Annotated in this window: 12 protein-coding genes and 1 pseudogene; 7 read left to right on the plus strand and 6 right to left on the minus strand. The window is 41.5% G+C overall.

The genetic code is table 11. From position 1 onward, the window contains the following. Positions 1-71: 71 nt before the first annotated feature. Complete coding sequence (locus L0Z67_RS03750; RefSeq protein WP_237114856.1) at positions 72-3,017, minus strand: TonB-dependent receptor; 2,946 nt, start codon at positions 3,015-3,017, stop codon at positions 72-74. Between the two features lie 293 nt (positions 3,018-3,310). Here L0Z67_RS03750 and L0Z67_RS03755 point away from each other — a divergent pair, with 293 nt between their 5' ends. Next, complete coding sequence (locus L0Z67_RS03755; RefSeq protein WP_193988378.1) at positions 3,311-3,922, plus strand: fumarylacetoacetate hydrolase family protein; 612 nt, start codon at positions 3,311-3,313, stop codon at positions 3,920-3,922. Here L0Z67_RS03755 and L0Z67_RS03760 read toward each other — a convergent pair. From L0Z67_RS03760 to L0Z67_RS03770, 3 genes and pseudogenes are all read right to left on the minus strand, one after another. Further along, positions 3,873-4,787 (minus strand): ABC transporter substrate-binding protein, encoded by a 915-nt coding sequence (locus tag L0Z67_RS03760; RefSeq protein WP_157066226.1) that lies wholly within the window; start codon positions 4,785-4,787, stop codon positions 3,873-3,875. The genes L0Z67_RS03755 and L0Z67_RS03760 overlap by 50 nt on opposite strands. Before the next feature lie 146 nt (positions 4,788-4,933). Next, positions 4,934-5,985: pseudogene (locus L0Z67_RS03765) on the minus strand (aldo/keto reductase). A gap of 12 nt (positions 5,986-5,997) precedes the next feature. Next, positions 5,998-6,426, minus strand: coding sequence for a thioesterase family protein (locus L0Z67_RS03770; RefSeq protein ID WP_062570179.1), 429 nt, complete (start codon positions 6,424-6,426; stop codon positions 5,998-6,000). A gap of 152 nt (positions 6,427-6,578) precedes the next feature. Here L0Z67_RS03770 and L0Z67_RS03775 point away from each other — a divergent pair, with 152 nt between their 5' ends. The 4 genes from L0Z67_RS03775 (at position 6,579) to L0Z67_RS03790 (ending at position 11,315) form a co-directional block, all read left to right on the plus strand. After that, positions 6,579-6,785, plus strand: a complete 207-nt coding sequence (locus L0Z67_RS03775) for a hypothetical protein (RefSeq protein ID WP_237114857.1) — start codon at positions 6,579-6,581, stop codon at positions 6,783-6,785. Between the two features lie 62 nt (positions 6,786-6,847). Continuing rightward, entirely contained in the window at positions 6,848-7,900 is a 1,053-nt protein-coding gene (dinB, locus tag L0Z67_RS03780) for a DNA polymerase IV (protein WP_193988380.1), read from the plus strand. Between the two features lie 105 nt (positions 7,901-8,005). Continuing rightward, positions 8,006-9,688: a carbon starvation protein A gene (locus tag L0Z67_RS03785; RefSeq protein WP_062570182.1), complete on the plus strand. Its 1,683-nt coding sequence runs from the start codon at positions 8,006-8,008 to the stop codon at positions 9,686-9,688. Between the two features lie 103 nt (positions 9,689-9,791). Then, positions 9,792-11,315 (plus strand): M17 family metallopeptidase, encoded by a 1,524-nt coding sequence (locus tag L0Z67_RS03790; RefSeq protein ID WP_405128466.1) that lies wholly within the window; start codon positions 9,792-9,794, stop codon positions 11,313-11,315. A gap of 46 nt (positions 11,316-11,361) precedes the next feature. Here L0Z67_RS03790 and L0Z67_RS03795 read toward each other — a convergent pair whose 3' ends face one another. After that, entirely contained in the window at positions 11,362-12,999 is a 1,638-nt protein-coding gene (locus tag L0Z67_RS03795; RefSeq protein ID WP_193988381.1) for a methyl-accepting chemotaxis protein, read from the minus strand. 149 nt (positions 13,000-13,148) lie between these two features. Next, positions 13,149-15,374, minus strand: coding sequence for a S9 family peptidase (locus tag L0Z67_RS03800; RefSeq protein ID WP_237114859.1), 2,226 nt, complete (start codon positions 15,372-15,374; stop codon positions 13,149-13,151). Between the two features lie 112 nt (positions 15,375-15,486). Here L0Z67_RS03800 and L0Z67_RS03805 point away from each other — a divergent pair, with 112 nt between their 5' ends. Both L0Z67_RS03805 and L0Z67_RS03810 read left to right on the plus strand, forming a co-directional pair. Beyond that, positions 15,487-15,891, plus strand: a complete 405-nt coding sequence (locus L0Z67_RS03805) for an HIT domain-containing protein (protein ID WP_237114860.1) — start codon at positions 15,487-15,489, stop codon at positions 15,889-15,891. Between the two features lie 55 nt (positions 15,892-15,946). Beyond that, a complete protein-coding gene (locus L0Z67_RS03810; RefSeq protein WP_157066227.1) occupies positions 15,947-16,696 on the plus strand; it encodes an ABC transporter substrate-binding protein in 750 nt (249 codons plus the stop codon). Positions 16,697-16,720 lie beyond the last annotated feature (24 nt).

Genomic DNA, 16,720 nt, shown 5'->3' on the forward strand with positions numbered 1-16,720 from the left:
GCTATATAGACAAACTAGCATAATTGTGAAAAAAAAAGCCGCTGTTGAGCGGCTTTTTTGACAACAAAATGCTAGAACGAGTAGCGGAAGCCGATGTTGTAGCGCGCACCGTATTGGTTTGCACGTAACAGCTGCTCAGAGTAACGAACGTAGGTACGCTGCGTTTCATCTGTTAGGTTTAGACCTTCAACAAACACAGTTAGGTTCTCGTTTACTGCATAGTTCACGTTGATATCCCACTGGCCATAAGACTCAGTGAAGATTGGTGAAGCATGTTGGTCAAAGCCTGTTAAGAATTCATCACGCCAGTTATAAGAAACACGAGCTGATAAACCGTCTAAATCATAAATAGCAGAGAAGTTAGCTGAATCACTTAAGCCAGGCAGAGCAAATTGATAGCCGATCGCATCTCGGTCTGCTTCAACATCACCGAATACGAAAGTCGCGTTGGCGGCAATACCAAAGCCCGAATCACCAAACATATGTTGTGCTGCCAGCTCCCAACCCCAAAGGTTACCTGTTTCCACATTGGTGTCGCGAGACACATCAAAGATTGTTAGTGGATCAGTGCCAATGCCTGTAATACCTGTTCCTTGCTCAGTTCCTTGATTTTCATTGATTTTATCGTGAATAGCTTGGTCAGAAGGTGTTATTCCTTCTGCTGCTAAGTCTTCACGCGCTTGATCAGCACGCTCGCCAAGGAATGGGTCACGAATATCTCCCATGGTCTCTTGGGTTGTAATGTTAACAATGAAATTCTCAACTTGTTTACGATAGTAACCTGCAGATAGGTAGCTGCCTTCGCCATAATAATATTCAAGTGATAAATCTATGTTGTCAGCGACGAATGGTTTCAAGTCAGGGTTACCCACAGCCACTTTACGTTGACCTACTTTTGGGTTACCTAAGAATGAGGTTGTTGAACGCAGTGAATCAACCGGAGGGCGAGCGAGTGTTCGGCTATACGAAAAGCGAGCCATTACATCTTCTGTCACTTCAACATTAATATCTAAGTTTGGTAAAAATTCACTGGTGCTACCTTCACCACTTGCGAAAGCCTGCTCACCAAAGTTATATGACCACTCATTACCATTAACCCAGGTAATACCTGTTGCAGGTTTTTCTAGGCTTTGCGAACTAACATCTGTTTTTTCATAGCGTAAACCGACCGCCATGGTGACATACATATTGTTAAACTCAGTTTCAAAGTTTGCTTGAGTGTAGAATGATAGGGTCTTTTCGCTTACTCGATGATCATTATCAATCGGCCCAGCTTGCACCATACCATTTAATTCAGCAGGCCAGCTACATGCGCCAATGCCGCCATCTGGGTGGTCACAGTCAATGCTTTGGGCAATCGCGACTATCTCATCAAAGTCAGCATCGTAGTAGTAGTTTAATAGCTTATCGTTACCGCCGCCTGAGAAGCCGTCTAATAAACCTGAACTATCAACACGAGTAAACAGGTCATCATTGTACCAATCAGCTGAGTTTAACCACCAACCAGCAGCAAGTTGCTCTGAATAAGCTTGTGTGGTTCTAAAGTCAATTTTGGTATGTGAAACACCAAAATTGATACTTGTAAGGGCGCTATTATTTTCGTTTAACCAAGTCCCTTTTAACTGGTACTGATCAAGATCATTTGTGTTCGTATCTTTATTAACCCCAGCAAATAGCGTTCCCATATCACTTGGCAGAAGCTCTGCTTGGCCATTGGTTAATGTCATATCAATTAGCGGTATTTCGCCTTGGCTAAAATCAGCCATTTTTTCATCGATATTAACAGTCGGGTTTTCACACCATGAACATGAGGTATTACCAATGATCATAAAGGCATCATGACCTAAGCCAACCCCCGCGGTTTCTGCTGATGAGTTATGAGCATCAAACTCAATATTTAAAGTATCGGTTACTTGCCAATCAATATTTAAACCAAGTGATTTATTTTCGTTGGTTGTTGCACCCCGGTTGAGGTTCGTTGAGTAATCTCCACCGAACTCGCTAACCTTAGTATACGTCCCATTTTCGTTAATCGTTGCAGAACTAACATTACCCCCGTTGTTAAACCATACACCAAAACTACGGCCGTCTTTTTCAAATTCTAGTTTTGAATAAGTGTAATCAAGGGTTGTCGTTACGCGATCACTCGGTGCGTATTGCAGTACAAGTTGGCCATTGGTACGTTTACGCGAGTTATCGGAGAAAGCGTAGCCCGCATTTTGCGGGTACCAAGTTGTACCGTCTGCACGTTGATTGTTGTCTGTTACACTTAAGTTTGGTGAAGTAGAGAGATCGACATTTGGGATCCAGTTATCAACCGCCATTGATTGCTCGCGGTTATCGCGTTCTTGTACTGAACCTGAGATTAAAATACCAAATTTGTCATCATTAAACGTATTACTGTAAATACCTGATAATTCTGGTGTTATATCATCACCAGTTTCATTTGATGTATCGTGAACGGCTTTTGCACCGATAGAAGCATGTAAACCAGGATTTGAAAGTGGCTTTGCAGTCGTGATATTAACCGTTGCGCCAATGCCGCCGCTTGGGATGTCGGCACGCGCTGTTTTATACACTTCAACACCGCTTACACTTTCTGTTGCGATGTCACCAAAATCGAATGAACGTCCGCCGGTTGTTGGCATTTGGCGATTGTTTAAGGTCACTAGATTAAACTCAGGACCAAAACCACGCACGGTAATTTTGCTACCTTCACCGTTACTTCGGTCGATAGAGACACCGGTGATACGTTGCAGTGACTCGGCTAGGTTCGTGTCTGGGAACTTACCAATGTCTTCTGAAGTGATTGCATCAACAACACCCGTAGATTGGCGTTTGATGTCCATTGATTTTACAAGGCTACCGCGAATCCCCGATACTTGTATAACTTCAATATCACTTGCTTTGTCGGATTGTTCTTCGGCGACAGCTGAGTGAGGAACTAGCGCGCTTAAACCCATTGCCATAGATAGGCTAATGGCAAGCTGCTTTCTCTTGAATTGTGTGTGGTTCATGCAAATCTCCAGATTTGGTTTTATTTTTGTGTTTGTTGTCTAATGTAAGCGCTTACATTTTATTGCAAAAAAAATCGCCGAACCCGATTTTTATAAATGTAACCGCTTACAATAAGTTATTAGAAAGTAAAACAATCGTCAATAAAAATAACTTTTATACTCGCAATTAATATGTATGTTCATGTTATTATGGATATTATTTTAGCCATATTTTTTCATCCTAGTATCAAATGTATCTATTTTTAGCAATAATTGAAAAATTACTCACATAGAAGCAAATCAAGGAGACCAGCATGCAGGCAGTTAAATTTGTAAATGAGTTAGTCACACCAAGTAAAGTGGTTTGTGTTGGCCGAAATTATGCCGCTCATATCGCAGAGCTTAATAATGAAACGCCAACGAGTATGGTGTTATTTATTAAACCCAATAGTGCTTTGTCAGATACGCTTCATGCTACTCATGGTGCTGAACAGTTACATTATGAAACGGAGTTGTGCTTTTTAGTTAAAGATAAACAGCTTGCAGGTGTAGGACTTGGGCTTGACCTAACAAAGCGCCGTTTACAATCCACTTTAAAAGGAAAGGGGCTACCTTGGGAGCGCGCCAAGGCATTTAATGGTGCCGCTCTTTTTAGTGACTTCGTACCATGTAATGATACCAAGCATTATCAGTTTAGTTTACTGATAGATGGTGAGCCTGCTCAGTATGGTGACACACAATTAATGCTCCATAATGCCGAGAAAATCTTATCTGAAATCAGTGAATTTCTGGATCTCGAAGACGGCGATATCATTATGACCGGCACCCCTGAAGGAGTTGGGGAGGTTGAATCTGGTTCAACTTTCCAAGTGGTGCTTATGGACGAACAGAGTGAGGTGTTGTCTCACCAGTGGCTGGCTGTTTGATTGGGTTTAATATCAAGCGCTCATATTGTGACGAAAAATCTGCAAAGTTTTGCTCTAACCATACTCGTTGACTCTGTTGGTAGCGCTCACTGGGTAATACTTTCGTTTTTAATGCATGATTGATTTCAGCGAGTACTTTTTCGGCGTAATTATTTGGAGCACTTGTTGAGCAACCAATCGCGCCAAGCATAATACTTTGCTTTGGATTACTAATGGTTAGCTTTTCTATATATTGTTGATTTTTTTGATTGTAGTAATCAGCAACAAACGGATAATCAATTGTGTAATCAATATAACCATGCTGAAGTTGCGAAAGAATAGCGTAACTCGGATGACTACCTGTGCTACTAAGCGCTGCACTTTCATATAACTTAGTATTTTTAGCTATTTTTTCAAATTTGCTCCCGAATTTACGAGCATCGTTTTGCCCAAACATAAATCTTGAGTCAGTCAGTAATGAAATTAAAGATACGGGATTACCATGAATTTGAGTTATCTTTTTTGCTTGCTCATGAGTACTCAGTATTGTGAAAGGAGGGTAAACCGTGGTGGGGATTGAGTAAGTCGCACGCTTAGTTTTTTGTTCCCGATGAATCATGCAAGAGTAACACGCCATATGACCTTCATCGAGGTACTTCCCAGCTCTTTTTTGCGGTAGTAATACTTTACTGTGATTAATGTTAGGCAGTGCTTCGATGAGCATATCTGTAATTTCATTACACAGACCACCGTATTGGTTTTTGTCGTTTTTTTCTAGATAAAACGGCTTGCTGTCATTTTCCAGCCAAGTAATTGATAAGGTTTCAGAGGCGTGAGTCAACGGAGCTAAAAATAAGCTTAAAACAGTATAAATTTTTAACTTCATATGCTTACTCATTGAGTACCCGTTTTCAAAATTACTTATGTTAACTATACACTAAAGTATTGAAAATATAACGGGTTGTTAAGTAAATTACTGAATAAGTATTAATTTTTAGGTATTAATACTTATTCAGTCAGAAGCTTTAAATATCAGAAAGGTTGCGGGTATTGTTTAAATACATTATTGATATCAGTGATAGCTTGTTCTGATAACTCAATTGAAAAAGCAGCTATATTGTCTTGTAGTTGACTCATCGAGGTTGCCCCAATAATCGTTGAACAGACCCCATCAACTTGATTACACCACGCAAGGGCAAGCTGTGCGGGTGTTACACTGTAGGTTTTTGCAATATCCACATAATTTGCAATCGCTTGCTGTGATTGCACTGTGTCTCTGAATAGTCCATTACGTTGTACCAAGGTCCAACGACTTCCTTCTGGGCGATTACCATTTAAGTATTTACCGCTTAGCATACCGCCACCTAGTGGTGACCAAGGCAGGTAAGCAACATCTTCGTGAATACATTGCTCTATTAAATAAGGCCAATCTTTGGCATGCAGTAGGCTAAACTCATTTTGAATAGAAACCATGCGCGGTAGATTATGCTGCTCACTTAAACGCAGGTATTGGCTGATGCCCCAAGGCGTGTCGTCTGATAAACCACAGTGTTTAATTTTACCGGCTTTTACACAGTCATTCAGACCTTCAAGAATATCGAGCATACCCGCTATATTTTGCTCGGTGTCGGCATCTGAAAAACGGACTATACCAGGCCATTGCTTGCCAAAATGTGGCGAAGTACGATTTGGCCAGTGAAGTTGGTATAAATCGATAACATCAGTTTGTAAGCGTTTCAATGACGCATCAACAGCGTCAATCACAGCTTGACGAGTAATGTCGCCGCCATCACGCACCCAAGATAATCCATTGCCTGCAATCTTAGTTGCGATAACAAGGTTATCACGCTTGTTTTTGTTACGAGCTAGCCAATTACCAATAATTTCTTCTGTTTTTCCGTATGTGTCGGGTGAGGGGGGACGGCATACATTTCTGCTGTATCGATAAAGTTAACCCCTTTATCTAGCGCGTAAGCAATTTGTTCGTCGGCATCAGCTTGGTTATTTTGCATGCCCCATGTCATGCTACCTAGGCAGACACGAGAAACATCAATACCACTTCGGCCAAGTGGACTATAAAGCATATTAGTTCCTTGTTAATCGTGAGAATGGGCTTTGAGTGCAGTTAATAGCTCATCGCTTAACTGGGCTTTTTTACCCGTTTTAAAATTAAACATAACGACTTGTGATGAGCCAATGGTGGTGACAGCGTCTTGGCTTTCACTAAATACAGTGTAATGCATCATAAAACGATCGTGTTCAATGTCACTAATCTTTACGCCAACATGAACTGTGTCAGGGAATGTCACTGGGCGTTTATAGCGGGCGTTGTTTTCGCTGATCACAGGGCCTACACCTGTTACTTGTAAATCTTTAAGAAAACCTAGTTGGGTAAAAAAGTCGATCCGAGCTGTTTCGAAATAACGAAAATAGACCACATTATTGACATGTTGCAGGGCATCCATTTCACCCCAAGCGACATTAATTTTTGTTCTGATAGGATGTTGTTCTATAAACGATTGCATAGTAAATCTTCATTAATTGGAGAAAACTTAGGTTAGCAATATGCTGCTTTTAGCTCAAGGAAATTAGAAATTTCAGCAAATTGTGCTACTTTTAATAGTTCACGCTTACGTAAAGTGTGGCTCATATAGAAGACACAATAAAGGATTTTATTATGCAGCAAACAACAGTGAGGATAATGAAGTGGATAGCCTTGTTCATCGTACTAGCACTTGCTTTACTCTGCTACAGTATGGGCACAATGTCAGGTTTTATCGCTATAATTGTGGTCGGTTTTTTACTTGAAGGCGCATTTTGGTTATTTGGCTATCGATTATTTAACCGTAAAAAAGCGTCTGAGCACTCAAATCAAACCTCATAACTTGCACAATTAGGCAGATTACATAATAATGACTGTATAAATAAACAGTTGTTATATGCCTGATGAAAAAATTCATTCACATTGATATGGATTGCTTTTATGCAGCCGTTGAGATGCGTGATAACCCCGCTTTGGCAAGTGTGCCGTTAGCAATTGGCGGTAATAGTCGTCGTGGGGTGCTTTCTACAGCTAACTATATTGCTCGCCAGTATGGTGTGCGTTCGGCAATGTCTAACTACCATGCCAAACAATTATGCCCTGATCTGGTCATTGTGCCTGGGCGAATGCATGTTTACAAAGAAATCTCCACACAGATACGCGCTATTTTTGCTAAATATACCGACCTAATTGAGCCCTTATCACTTGATGAAGCTTATCTTGATGTAACTGACAGCACCGCTTGTAAAGGCAGTGCTACGCTTATGGCACAGCAAATCCGTCAAGAAATCTATGATACGACAGGCCTGACTGCATCAGCTGGCGTTGCGCCAATTAAGTTTATTGCCAAAATCGCCAGCGATGAAAACAAGCCTAATGGCCAGTTTGTCGTGTTACCTGAGCAAGTCGATGACTTTTTGGCACAATTGCCGCTGGGTAAAATCCCAGGTGTGGGCAAGGTGACTTTAGAAAAGCTGCAACTTAAGGGGCTCTATACTGGGGCTGATGTGTGTGCTAAGGGTGTTAACTGGATGCAGCAGCATGTTGGAAATTTTGGCGTTTCTCTATATCAAAAATGTGCGGGTGAATACATTGGTAAGGTATCCACAGAGCGAGTGCGTAAATCACTGAGTGTTGAGCATACCTATGAGTACAATAAAACTAATTTGGATGAATGTTTAAGCCAATTACCCTCCTTAATGGATGAATTAACGCGCCGCCTTGATAAACAACAATTAAATAACCGTATCAACAAATTATCGGTGAAGGTGAAGTTTGCGAACTTTGTAGTAACCAGTGCTGATCAAAGTCATCACCAATTAGATGAAAGCATATTTTCAGAACTTTTAAGTAAAGCGTATGAGCGAGGCAAAGACCAACCAGTGCGTTTATTGGGAATAGGGGTTGGAATAAAGAGTCAATCTCATGAGCATTTTCAGCTTAGTATATTAGACTAAAGGTTAACACCTTGGTGGTTGAAATTTTGATAGTGTTTGGTGGGGTGCTGAATCTTTCTATACACCTCCTTAAGACAACATTATAACTAAATAAGAGAGATGACTATGCAATCGGTCGTGATCGTGCTGCTCGGAATAATCGGTATGTTGTTCGGATGGTTTTTCTATTCGAAATTCATCGCCGAGAAGATTTTCAAAATGGATGATAATTTTGTCACACCCGCTCATGAACTTGAAGATGGTGTTGACTATGTGCCTACAAACAAGGTTGTGTTGTGGGGCCATCATTTTACTTCAGTGGCAGGTGCTGCGCCGATAGTCGGCCCAGCGATTGCTGTATACTGGGGCTGGGTACCTGCTGTACTTTGGGTTGTATTTGGTACTATTTTCTTCGCTGGTGTGCATGACATGGGCGCTTTGTGGGCCAGTGCCCGCAATAAAGGCAAGTCGATGGGGGCACTGTCTGAGACGGTGATAGGCAAACGCACCCGTGCGTTATTTATGATTGTGGTATTTTTAGTACTGCTAATGGTCAACGCTGTATTTGGCGTTGTTATTGCCAAGTCATTTGTATCACAACCAAATGCTGTTTTTCCTGCTTGGGCTGCCATTGTTGTTGCTTTAGTTATTGGTCAGTTATTAAGACGTAAAGTGTCTTTAATCCCACTTTGCTTTGTTGGTGTGGGGATACTTTATTACACCATTTATCTAGGAAGCGGAATGCCAATTGCTTTACCTGACGAAATGTTTGGTTTAAGCGCAAATGCGAACTGGATTATTATTTTATTCATTTATGCTGCTATCGCTTCACTTCTACCTGTATGGATGCTGCTGCAACCACGCGACTTTATTAATGGTATGCAATTACTGGTTGGTTTAGTCCTGCTATATGGTGCGGTATTTATTTCTATGCCAGATATCACAGCACCTGCTTTTAATACCCAAACTGCGGTGGATACGCCAAGTATTATTCCGTTGCTATTTGTTACTATTGCCTGTGGTGCGGTGTCTGGTTTCCACGGTATCGTGTCATCGGGTACCAGCTCTAAACAGCTAAATAAAGAGACCGATGGCCGTTTTGTTGGTTATTTAGGTGCCGTGGGCGAAGGCATGCTAGCGTTGATTACCCTAGTTGCGGTAAGTGGTGTTGCGCTTGCTGTTTCGCCTGAAGAGTGGCATGAAATTTACAGTCATTTAGGGGCTGGTAGTGTCAGTGCATTTATTAATGGCGGTGCTAACTTAATTGAAAGCGGCTGGGGCTTGTCAAACGAGATAGCTTCAACATTACTTGCCGTGATGGTTGTGTTATTCGCTGGTACAACGATGGATTCGGGTGTGCGTCTGCAGCGTTATATTATCCAAGAATGGGGTGATATTTATAACATCAGTATTATTCGCAATGGTGTGATTGCAACCTTAATTGCTGTGCTGTGTTGCTTACTGCTAGCTTTTGGTGCTGGTGGTGCTGATGGCAGTGGCGGTATGATTATTTGGCCTCTATTTGGTTCTACTAACCAGATCCTTGCAAGCTTAACGTTACTGGTTATTTCTGTGATGTTAATTAAAGCGAACCGTCCTGCAAAATATACATTGATCCCGATGAGCTTTGTGCTAGTGATGGCGTTTTTTGCTGGCGTAATCAAACTGGGTGAATACTATCAGCAAGGTAACTGGCTGTTAGTTACTCTTGATGTTTTAGTGCTTGTAATTAGCGTTTTGGTGATGTTAGAAGCGTGGTCTGTGATCGTTAAGCATCGTAACGATAATAAGCAAGTTACAGAGCAGTAAACTTAGCTTGCCAGCCATAAAGCAGCTTAATTTGCTTGGCTGGCAATAGCTGACCAAATCAATGATAATACGGTCCTATGTTTCTAACAGCAGGACCTTTTTTATGGCATACCCTCATGCAATTTCAGCACCTCAGATTGCTGATGCAGATCACGATGCATTAATTATTATCAGTGATGACTTTTCTTCTTTAGCTGATCAAAATTTAAGTCAAGCAATTACTACACATCAAGCTGTTGATGCACGTATTGGTAAGCAAGTTACGTTACTTGTGATTGATTCTATACGTGTAATTTTAGCACCGACAGGTCCACTTAATCGCGACTATGACGATGTACGTCGTTATTTTGATGCTGCAAAGCAAGGTATATTAGAAGCCAAAGCATCAGGTAGCACTAAACCAGCTTTGTACTTACCACAAGCAAGCCAAGATGGGCGTTATCAACATGCACTTGAAGTGGCTTTTTTAGGTGCATGTCAGGCATTGTGGCAACCGCTTGAAGCGCGAGAATTTCATGGGCAATCCATTGAGCCTATTAGTCAAATTAGTCTTATTGGCGCAAATGAGCAAACAACGAAAGCTGTGAATGCGATTGCAGCGGGTCAATACGCTGCGCGTGATTTATGTGGTACGGAGCCTGAGCGCATGGCACCACCACGTTTTGCAGATTACTGTGTTGAGTTATTTGCAGGCAGCAAGGTATCTGTTGAGGTGATTTCAGATATCAACACTATCGATAAAGATTACCCAATGATGAGCACGGTAGCACGTGCTTCTTACGCTGTTGAGCGCCATCACCCACGCGTTGTGAAACTAGAATATGTACCTGAAGGCGACGTTGAGCGTACCTTGATGTTTGTTGGTAAAGGTTTAGTTTACGATACCGGTGGTGCAGACCTTAAAGTTGGTGGCTTTATGGCAGGTATGAGCCGCGATAAAGGTGGTGCTGCTTCGGTAGCTGGCTTTATGAAGTCAGTGGCAGACTATGCTCCAAAAGGGGTAAAAGTGATTGCTTATTTAGCCGTGGTTCGTAATTCGATTGGTTCTGATTGCTTTGTTCCAGATGAAATCATTACAAGTCGTGAAGGTGTGCGTGTGCGTATTGGCAATACGGATGCAGAGGGGCGTTTAGCAATGGGTGACTTACTAAGTGAAATGAAAGACCGCGCATTAAACGAAGTAAACCCTGAGCTATTCACTGTGGCAACTCTAACTGGTCACGCAGCACGAGCCATGGGTCCTTACAGCGCTTATGTTGAAAATGGCCCCGCACGTCAGGCTAATATTTCACGTAAACTTGCTGATTTAGGCGACTTATGGGCCGATGCTGCAGAGGTTTCTCGTAGCCGCCGTGAAGATTATGACTTTATTAAGCCGCGCACGTTAGCTGATGATGTATTATCAAGTAATAATGCAGCTTCTGCAGTGACTGCACGTGGTCACCAATTTCCAATGGCGTTCTTGGCGATTGTTGGTGGCTTAGATAAGCATGGCACTGAATCAGCGCAACCATTACCGTATGTGCACATGGATATTGCGGGCAGTGGTGTAGAAGGCGGTGACTGGCAACACGGCAAGCCAACCGCTGCAACAGTTAGCAGCTTATTTGCACGTTATTGTTTGTAAGTTATTAGATTAAGAAAAAACCCGCATCATGCGGGTTTTTTTGTCGTTAGTCGAGCTTGAAGCGGTTTACAACATCACTTAATGCTTGGGAGCTTTGCTTTAAGTTTTCACTGTCACTTGATAATCCTTGAGTATTTGATAAGGATTGCTCGGTGGACTGTGAAAGTTCATTGATTCGTAAATTTACCTCATCTGCTGCGCTTGTTTGTTGCTCTGTGGCGCGTGCTATCTGGCTATTCATGTCTTTAATTACACTCACTAAGCGCTCAATTTCTGTCAACGATGCGTTCGCTTCACTCGCTTGTAGTACGGTATCGCTTGAAAGCTGTTGACTTGCTGATACTGCATCAACAGCGGCTTGAGCACCGATTTGTAATTTACTGATCATAGCTTGAATTTCATCAGTGCTCTTGCCGGTGCGGCTAGCAAGGGTGCGCACTTCATCAGCGACAACCGCAAAGCCGCGGCCTTGTTCACCAGCTCGAGCTGCTTCTATAGCTGCGTTCAACGCCAGTAGATTAGTTTGCTCGGCGATACTGCGTATCACATCAAGTACAGAGCCTATATTGTTACTTTCGGCTGCAAGGTCTGCGGTCGCTTGACTGACTTGCTCAATATTATGCGACAGTGTTTCTATAGCTGTGATGGTTTTATTTAGCACTTGCTTGCCATTTTCAGCGTTATGGGATGCTTCATTGGCTGCATGTTCAGCTTGTTCGGCATTTTGACTGACATCGTGGATTTGGTGTGTCATTTGCTCCATTGCTGTAGCCACTTGAGTTGAACTGTCATTTTGAAGTTCTATAAATGACAGGTTGGTTTTACTGGCATCATCGACATTGTGAGCGAATTGGTTCACCTGTTGTGCATTATGTGCAACATGCTTGAGCGATTCACGCATTTTAGCGGTGTAAAGATTGAAGTAGCGCGATAACCGTGACACTTCATCATTGCCATTTTCATCAAGTTGCTGAGTTAAGTCGCCTTCTCCTTGGGAAATATCTTTCATCATGTTAGCGGCAAGCTGCGTTGGTCGTAAAATGCTATTTGCAATGAGATAACTGAGCGCAGTTAGCAGGGCGATAATGATCACGGCAGTGATAATGACGTGGTTTCGCAGTGAAGCAAATGCCTCTTCAATGGTATCGATATAGACACCTGAGCCAACAATCCACTGCCACTTAGCAAAGCCTTTAACATAGGCAATTTTATCGACGGGCTGATCTTTCCCAGGCTTTGGCCACTTGTAAGGGATAAATCCTTCACCTTGCTTTTTGACAATATTGACCATATCGACAAATAACAGTACGCCATCAGGATCTTTACTGCCCGCAAGTGATTTACCATTTAGTTCTGGTTTAAATGGATGCATCACCATGACGGGTTGGTAGTCATTTATCCAAAAATAATTGTTATTGTCGTACCGTAGTGCAGAAATAGTTTGTAAGGCAGCTTGTTTTGCTTGCTCTTCGCTGAGCTTTCCTTCTTTAAAAAGTGCATAGTTATGTTCAATAATACTATGAGCTGATTCAACTAAGTTTTGGGTTTTGATGTATTGTTCTTGTTCTAAAGATTCATATTGTTGCGTTAAGCTTGATATGCTTAAAAAGATAAGACCAATCACTACTACGCTCACCAACATGGCAAGACGTTGTAAAATAGTAAAGCGGCGTAAATAATTCATGTATATTCCTTCGTCATGCTCATAGGAGCAATGTATTAAGCGTAGCTAAAATAGGTCGAAAATCTAGTTAACTAGTAGAATATATTGAGACAAAAAAAAGGCTGATTTTACAATCAGCCTTTAGTCTAAGTTATCGAAATTAAACTAGATTACTCTACGTTAAAGTGTCGGTTGAAGAAACTTGTGATAGTTTGGTGTAAGTGAGTTTGTACGCTCTTGCCACGTAAACTGTGTTTTGAGCCAGGGTAAGTCATCATTTCGAACTGCTTTTCTTGATCTTGCAGTTGTTTGAACAACTTAGTGGCGTGAGTGAATAACACGTTGTCATCAGCCATACCGTGGTAAATCATCAACGGGCCTTTTAAGCCTTCAGCATAGGGGAATACGGCACTTGCTTCGTAGCCTTTTGCGTTGCTAGCAGGGTGACCGACATAACGCTCAGTGTAGTGCGTATCGTACAGTGCCCAATCAGTTACTGGCGCACCAGAAACACCGGCTTTGAAGTAGTCGCCCGCTTTAAACATCGTCATAAGCGCCATGTAACCACCGTAGCTGTGGCCATAAATACCAATACGCTCAGGGTCAACGTAATCAAGAGTACGTAAGAACTCGACACCTTTGATTTGGTCTGCAACTTCAGCAACACCTAAGTGCTTATAAATCACGTCTTCAAACTTTTTACCACGGTTGTATGAACCACGGTTGTCAAGTTGGAAAATAACATAGCCTTGTTGCGCCATATACTGGAAGTACAAGTTTTTGCTGCGCCAGCTATTAGTGACACGTTGCGCGTGAGGACCCCCATATACATTTACAATGACAGGGTGTTTTTTACCATCTTGATAATTTGTTGGCTTGAACAAACGATAATGCATAGTCTGTCCATCTTCAGCCGTTAATGTACCGTATTCTGGGGTGATTAAATCAGCGAGATAAGGCGTTAATGGGTGTGACTTATCTAACTTGTTTTCTTCAAGCCAGGTGATGAAATCACCATTGATTTTACGTAACGCAGCAGAGCCTGGTTTGTTAACTGATGAGCTGTTATCGATAAAAGTTTTGTTATCTTTTGCAATGACCACATTGTGGTATGCACCAAGTTCAGTTACGCGCTTAATTTCGCCTTTTTTGAATAGCGGTACGCTGTAAAGGTGGCTTTCAAGTGCTGTGTCTTTACGGCCAGCAAAATAAACGATGCCTTTTTTCTCATCAATCCCTTTTAAGCTATCAACAACCCAATCACCTTGTGTGATTTGGCGGATCATTTCACCGTTTGTGCGATATAAATATAGGTGTTTAAAGCCATCACGTTCAGATGCCCATACAAAGTGCTTTTTATCATTTAAGAACTCAAGATCAAAGTGTAGGTTTATCCACGTTTTGCTTGTTTCTGTTAATGCGACTTTTTGTTTTTTACTATCGCTATTATAAAAACGCAGCTCTAAATTGTGTTGTGAACGGTCTTGCCACTGATATGACAAAGTTTTGTTGTCTTTTAACCACTTAGCTCGCGCGATGTAGATGTCTTTATCTTCACCTAAATCAATCCAGTCAGTTTTTTGATTGTTGATATTTACTACGCCAAGTTTTATTTCAACATTATCAGTGCCAGTGAACGGATAGCGTTGATTAAAAAGCTTTACTTCATCTGCGTAAATTTCGTTACGAATGGCTTCTTTTACAGGGCTTTCATCAACACGGGTATAGGCAATTTTTGCTTCATCACCTGACCACCAGTAGCCCGTCATACGGCCCATTTCTTCTTGCGCAACAAATTCAGCCATGCCGTTTTTAATTACGCCACCGCCATCGTTACTTAATTGGATTTCTTTACCTGTTTTTAAATTAAGTGCGTAAAGATTTTGCTCACGGATAAAAGATACATAATGCCCTTTTGGTGAGAAACGTGCATCGGTTTCAAATGCGTCAGTGTCCGTTAACTTGCGGCTTTTAGCTGAGGCAAGTTCGTAGTAGTAAAGATCACCATTAAGTGGAAAAAGGAGTGCCTTTCCATCTTTTGACCATTTGTATTCTAAAATGCCTTTACCAAAAATACGCTGACGCTCACGACGTGCTTTTTCTTCATCAGATAAATTTTCTGGGCCTGAAAATAATGCTGCGGAGTCAACCAGTAGACGATTTTTGTTATCTTTTAGATTGTATTCCCATAAATCGTAGCGGTTATAGTCATCTGTTTTACCTTGTAGGTAAGTAACTCGACTTCCATCAGGTGAAAACTTTAACTGTACCGGCGCTTTACCAGCTAGGCTTGGGTCATCAAAAATACGTTCTAGGGTGAGTTGTTCTGCGTTTACACTAAATACCGTTGCAACCATTGGCAGGGCAAGTGAGAGATATTTAATTTTTTTTAGCACAAGGGTACCTTTGCTCGAATAAAAACTGCCACGATGTTAATGGTAAGCTTAGGCAACTGCAACTAAATGCTATAAAGTAGCAGGGGTACAACTTAGATTTAAGGATTTTTTGATGGAAAATACCTACTCGCCGTTTTCGCTGGCCAAAGAACTACAACGCGACTGTATCGAACTTGCTGATTGGCCACTGTGTAAAGTATTGCTGATGAATGACAGCCAATATCCATGGTTTATTTTAGTGCCTAGAGAGGCGGGTGTTAAAGAGATCATTGACCTGTCTGAACAGCAACAAATTATGTTACTTCAAGAATCTGCTAAGTTAAGTAAGCTGCTTCAACAGGTATTTAGTCCTGATAAGCTGAATGTTGCTGCACTGGGTAACATGGTATCGCAATTACATATTCATCATATTGCGCGTTTTAAAAGCGATGCCGCATGGCCCGCACCTGTATGGGGAAAGTTACCTGCTATACCTTATAGCGATGAGCAAATTTCAGCACTTAAAGCGCATTTTTAATATTCGTGCTAGAGTAAAATTTATTTTTCAGAATACTAAAAGGAGGGAGTAAAAAGTGAAAAGGTTAATGCTTTCAGTACTTTTTATTTTTAGCTCCTTTTCGTGTTTTGCTAAAAGTTATTACTTTGTAGGGAGTCATTTCCCCGCAATTTTGGAGCCTAATCCCCAAGGAGATGCTACCGGACTGGGTGCTGATATTGTTCATGAAATATGTCGGCGTTTAGGGCATACCGTAATTATCGATGTGATGCCATTGAAGCGAGCGTTGAAAATGGTTGAGCAAGGGAAGGCTGATGCGATTATTGGACCCTACAAGTCGCTGCTTCGCGAGCAATATATTCTGTACAGTGAACTGCCTTTCTATGAGGATCCTATTGTATTTTATACTAAACCGAGTAACTCAGTTACTTGGCTTGGCAACTTCGCTAGTTTAAAAAAAGACGTAATAGGTGTAATTCGAGGTTGGGATTACGGTCAAGAGTTTAAGCGTTATGAATCGAGTTTGTCACTCTCTGAGGTGGCGAGTGTGCAAGCAAGCTTTTTACAGTTAATGTACGATAGAGTTGATCTGCTTCTGGCTCATCCACGTGCGGCAAAGCCTGTAATAGAAAGATTAGGGATTGCTGAAGACGTTATTATGCTTTCGCCCTTGCTAACTGTTAATCAAGGCTATTTTGGTTTTTCTAAACAACGAGAGTTAGGTCGTTTTATTGATGAGTTTAACCGAGAGTTTCATAACATGTTGATAAGTGGCGATATCGTAAAGTTAAACAACAAGTATGGACTCAGTTTTGTTGCTCATTAATAAGCTTTAAATAATAAAAAACGC

Source organism: Pseudoalteromonas sp. PB2-1 (assembly GCF_045040605.1).
GTDB classification, from domain to species: domain Bacteria; phylum Pseudomonadota; class Gammaproteobacteria; order Enterobacterales; family Alteromonadaceae; genus Pseudoalteromonas; species Pseudoalteromonas arabiensis.

Bases quoted from the DNA above. Each gene is read 5' to 3' on its own strand.
- L0Z67_RS03750 (WP_237114856.1), bottom strand. From the start codon at position 3,017: ATGAACCACACACAATTCAAGAGAAAGCAGCTTGCCATTAGCCTATCT.
- L0Z67_RS03755 (WP_193988378.1), top strand. From the start codon at position 3,311: ATGCAGGCAGTTAAATTTGTAAATGAGTTAGTCACACCAAGTAAAGTG.
- L0Z67_RS03760 (WP_157066226.1), bottom strand. From the start codon at position 4,787: ATGAAGTTAAAAATTTATACTGTTTTAAGCTTATTTTTAGCTCCGTTG.
- L0Z67_RS03770 (WP_062570179.1), bottom strand. From the start codon at position 6,426: ATGCAATCGTTTATAGAACAACATCCTATCAGAACAAAAATTAATGTC.
- L0Z67_RS03775 (WP_237114857.1), top strand. From the start codon at position 6,579: ATGCAGCAAACAACAGTGAGGATAATGAAGTGGATAGCCTTGTTCATC.
- dinB (WP_193988380.1), top strand. From the start codon at position 6,848: ATGAAAAAATTCATTCACATTGATATGGATTGCTTTTATGCAGCCGTT.
- L0Z67_RS03785 (WP_062570182.1), top strand. From the start codon at position 8,006: ATGCAATCGGTCGTGATCGTGCTGCTCGGAATAATCGGTATGTTGTTC.
- L0Z67_RS03790 (WP_405128466.1), top strand. From the start codon at position 9,792: ATGGCATACCCTCATGCAATTTCAGCACCTCAGATTGCTGATGCAGAT.
- L0Z67_RS03795 (WP_193988381.1), bottom strand. From the start codon at position 12,999: ATGAATTATTTACGCCGCTTTACTATTTTACAACGTCTTGCCATGTTG.
- L0Z67_RS03805 (WP_237114860.1), top strand. From the start codon at position 15,487: ATGGAAAATACCTACTCGCCGTTTTCGCTGGCCAAAGAACTACAACGC.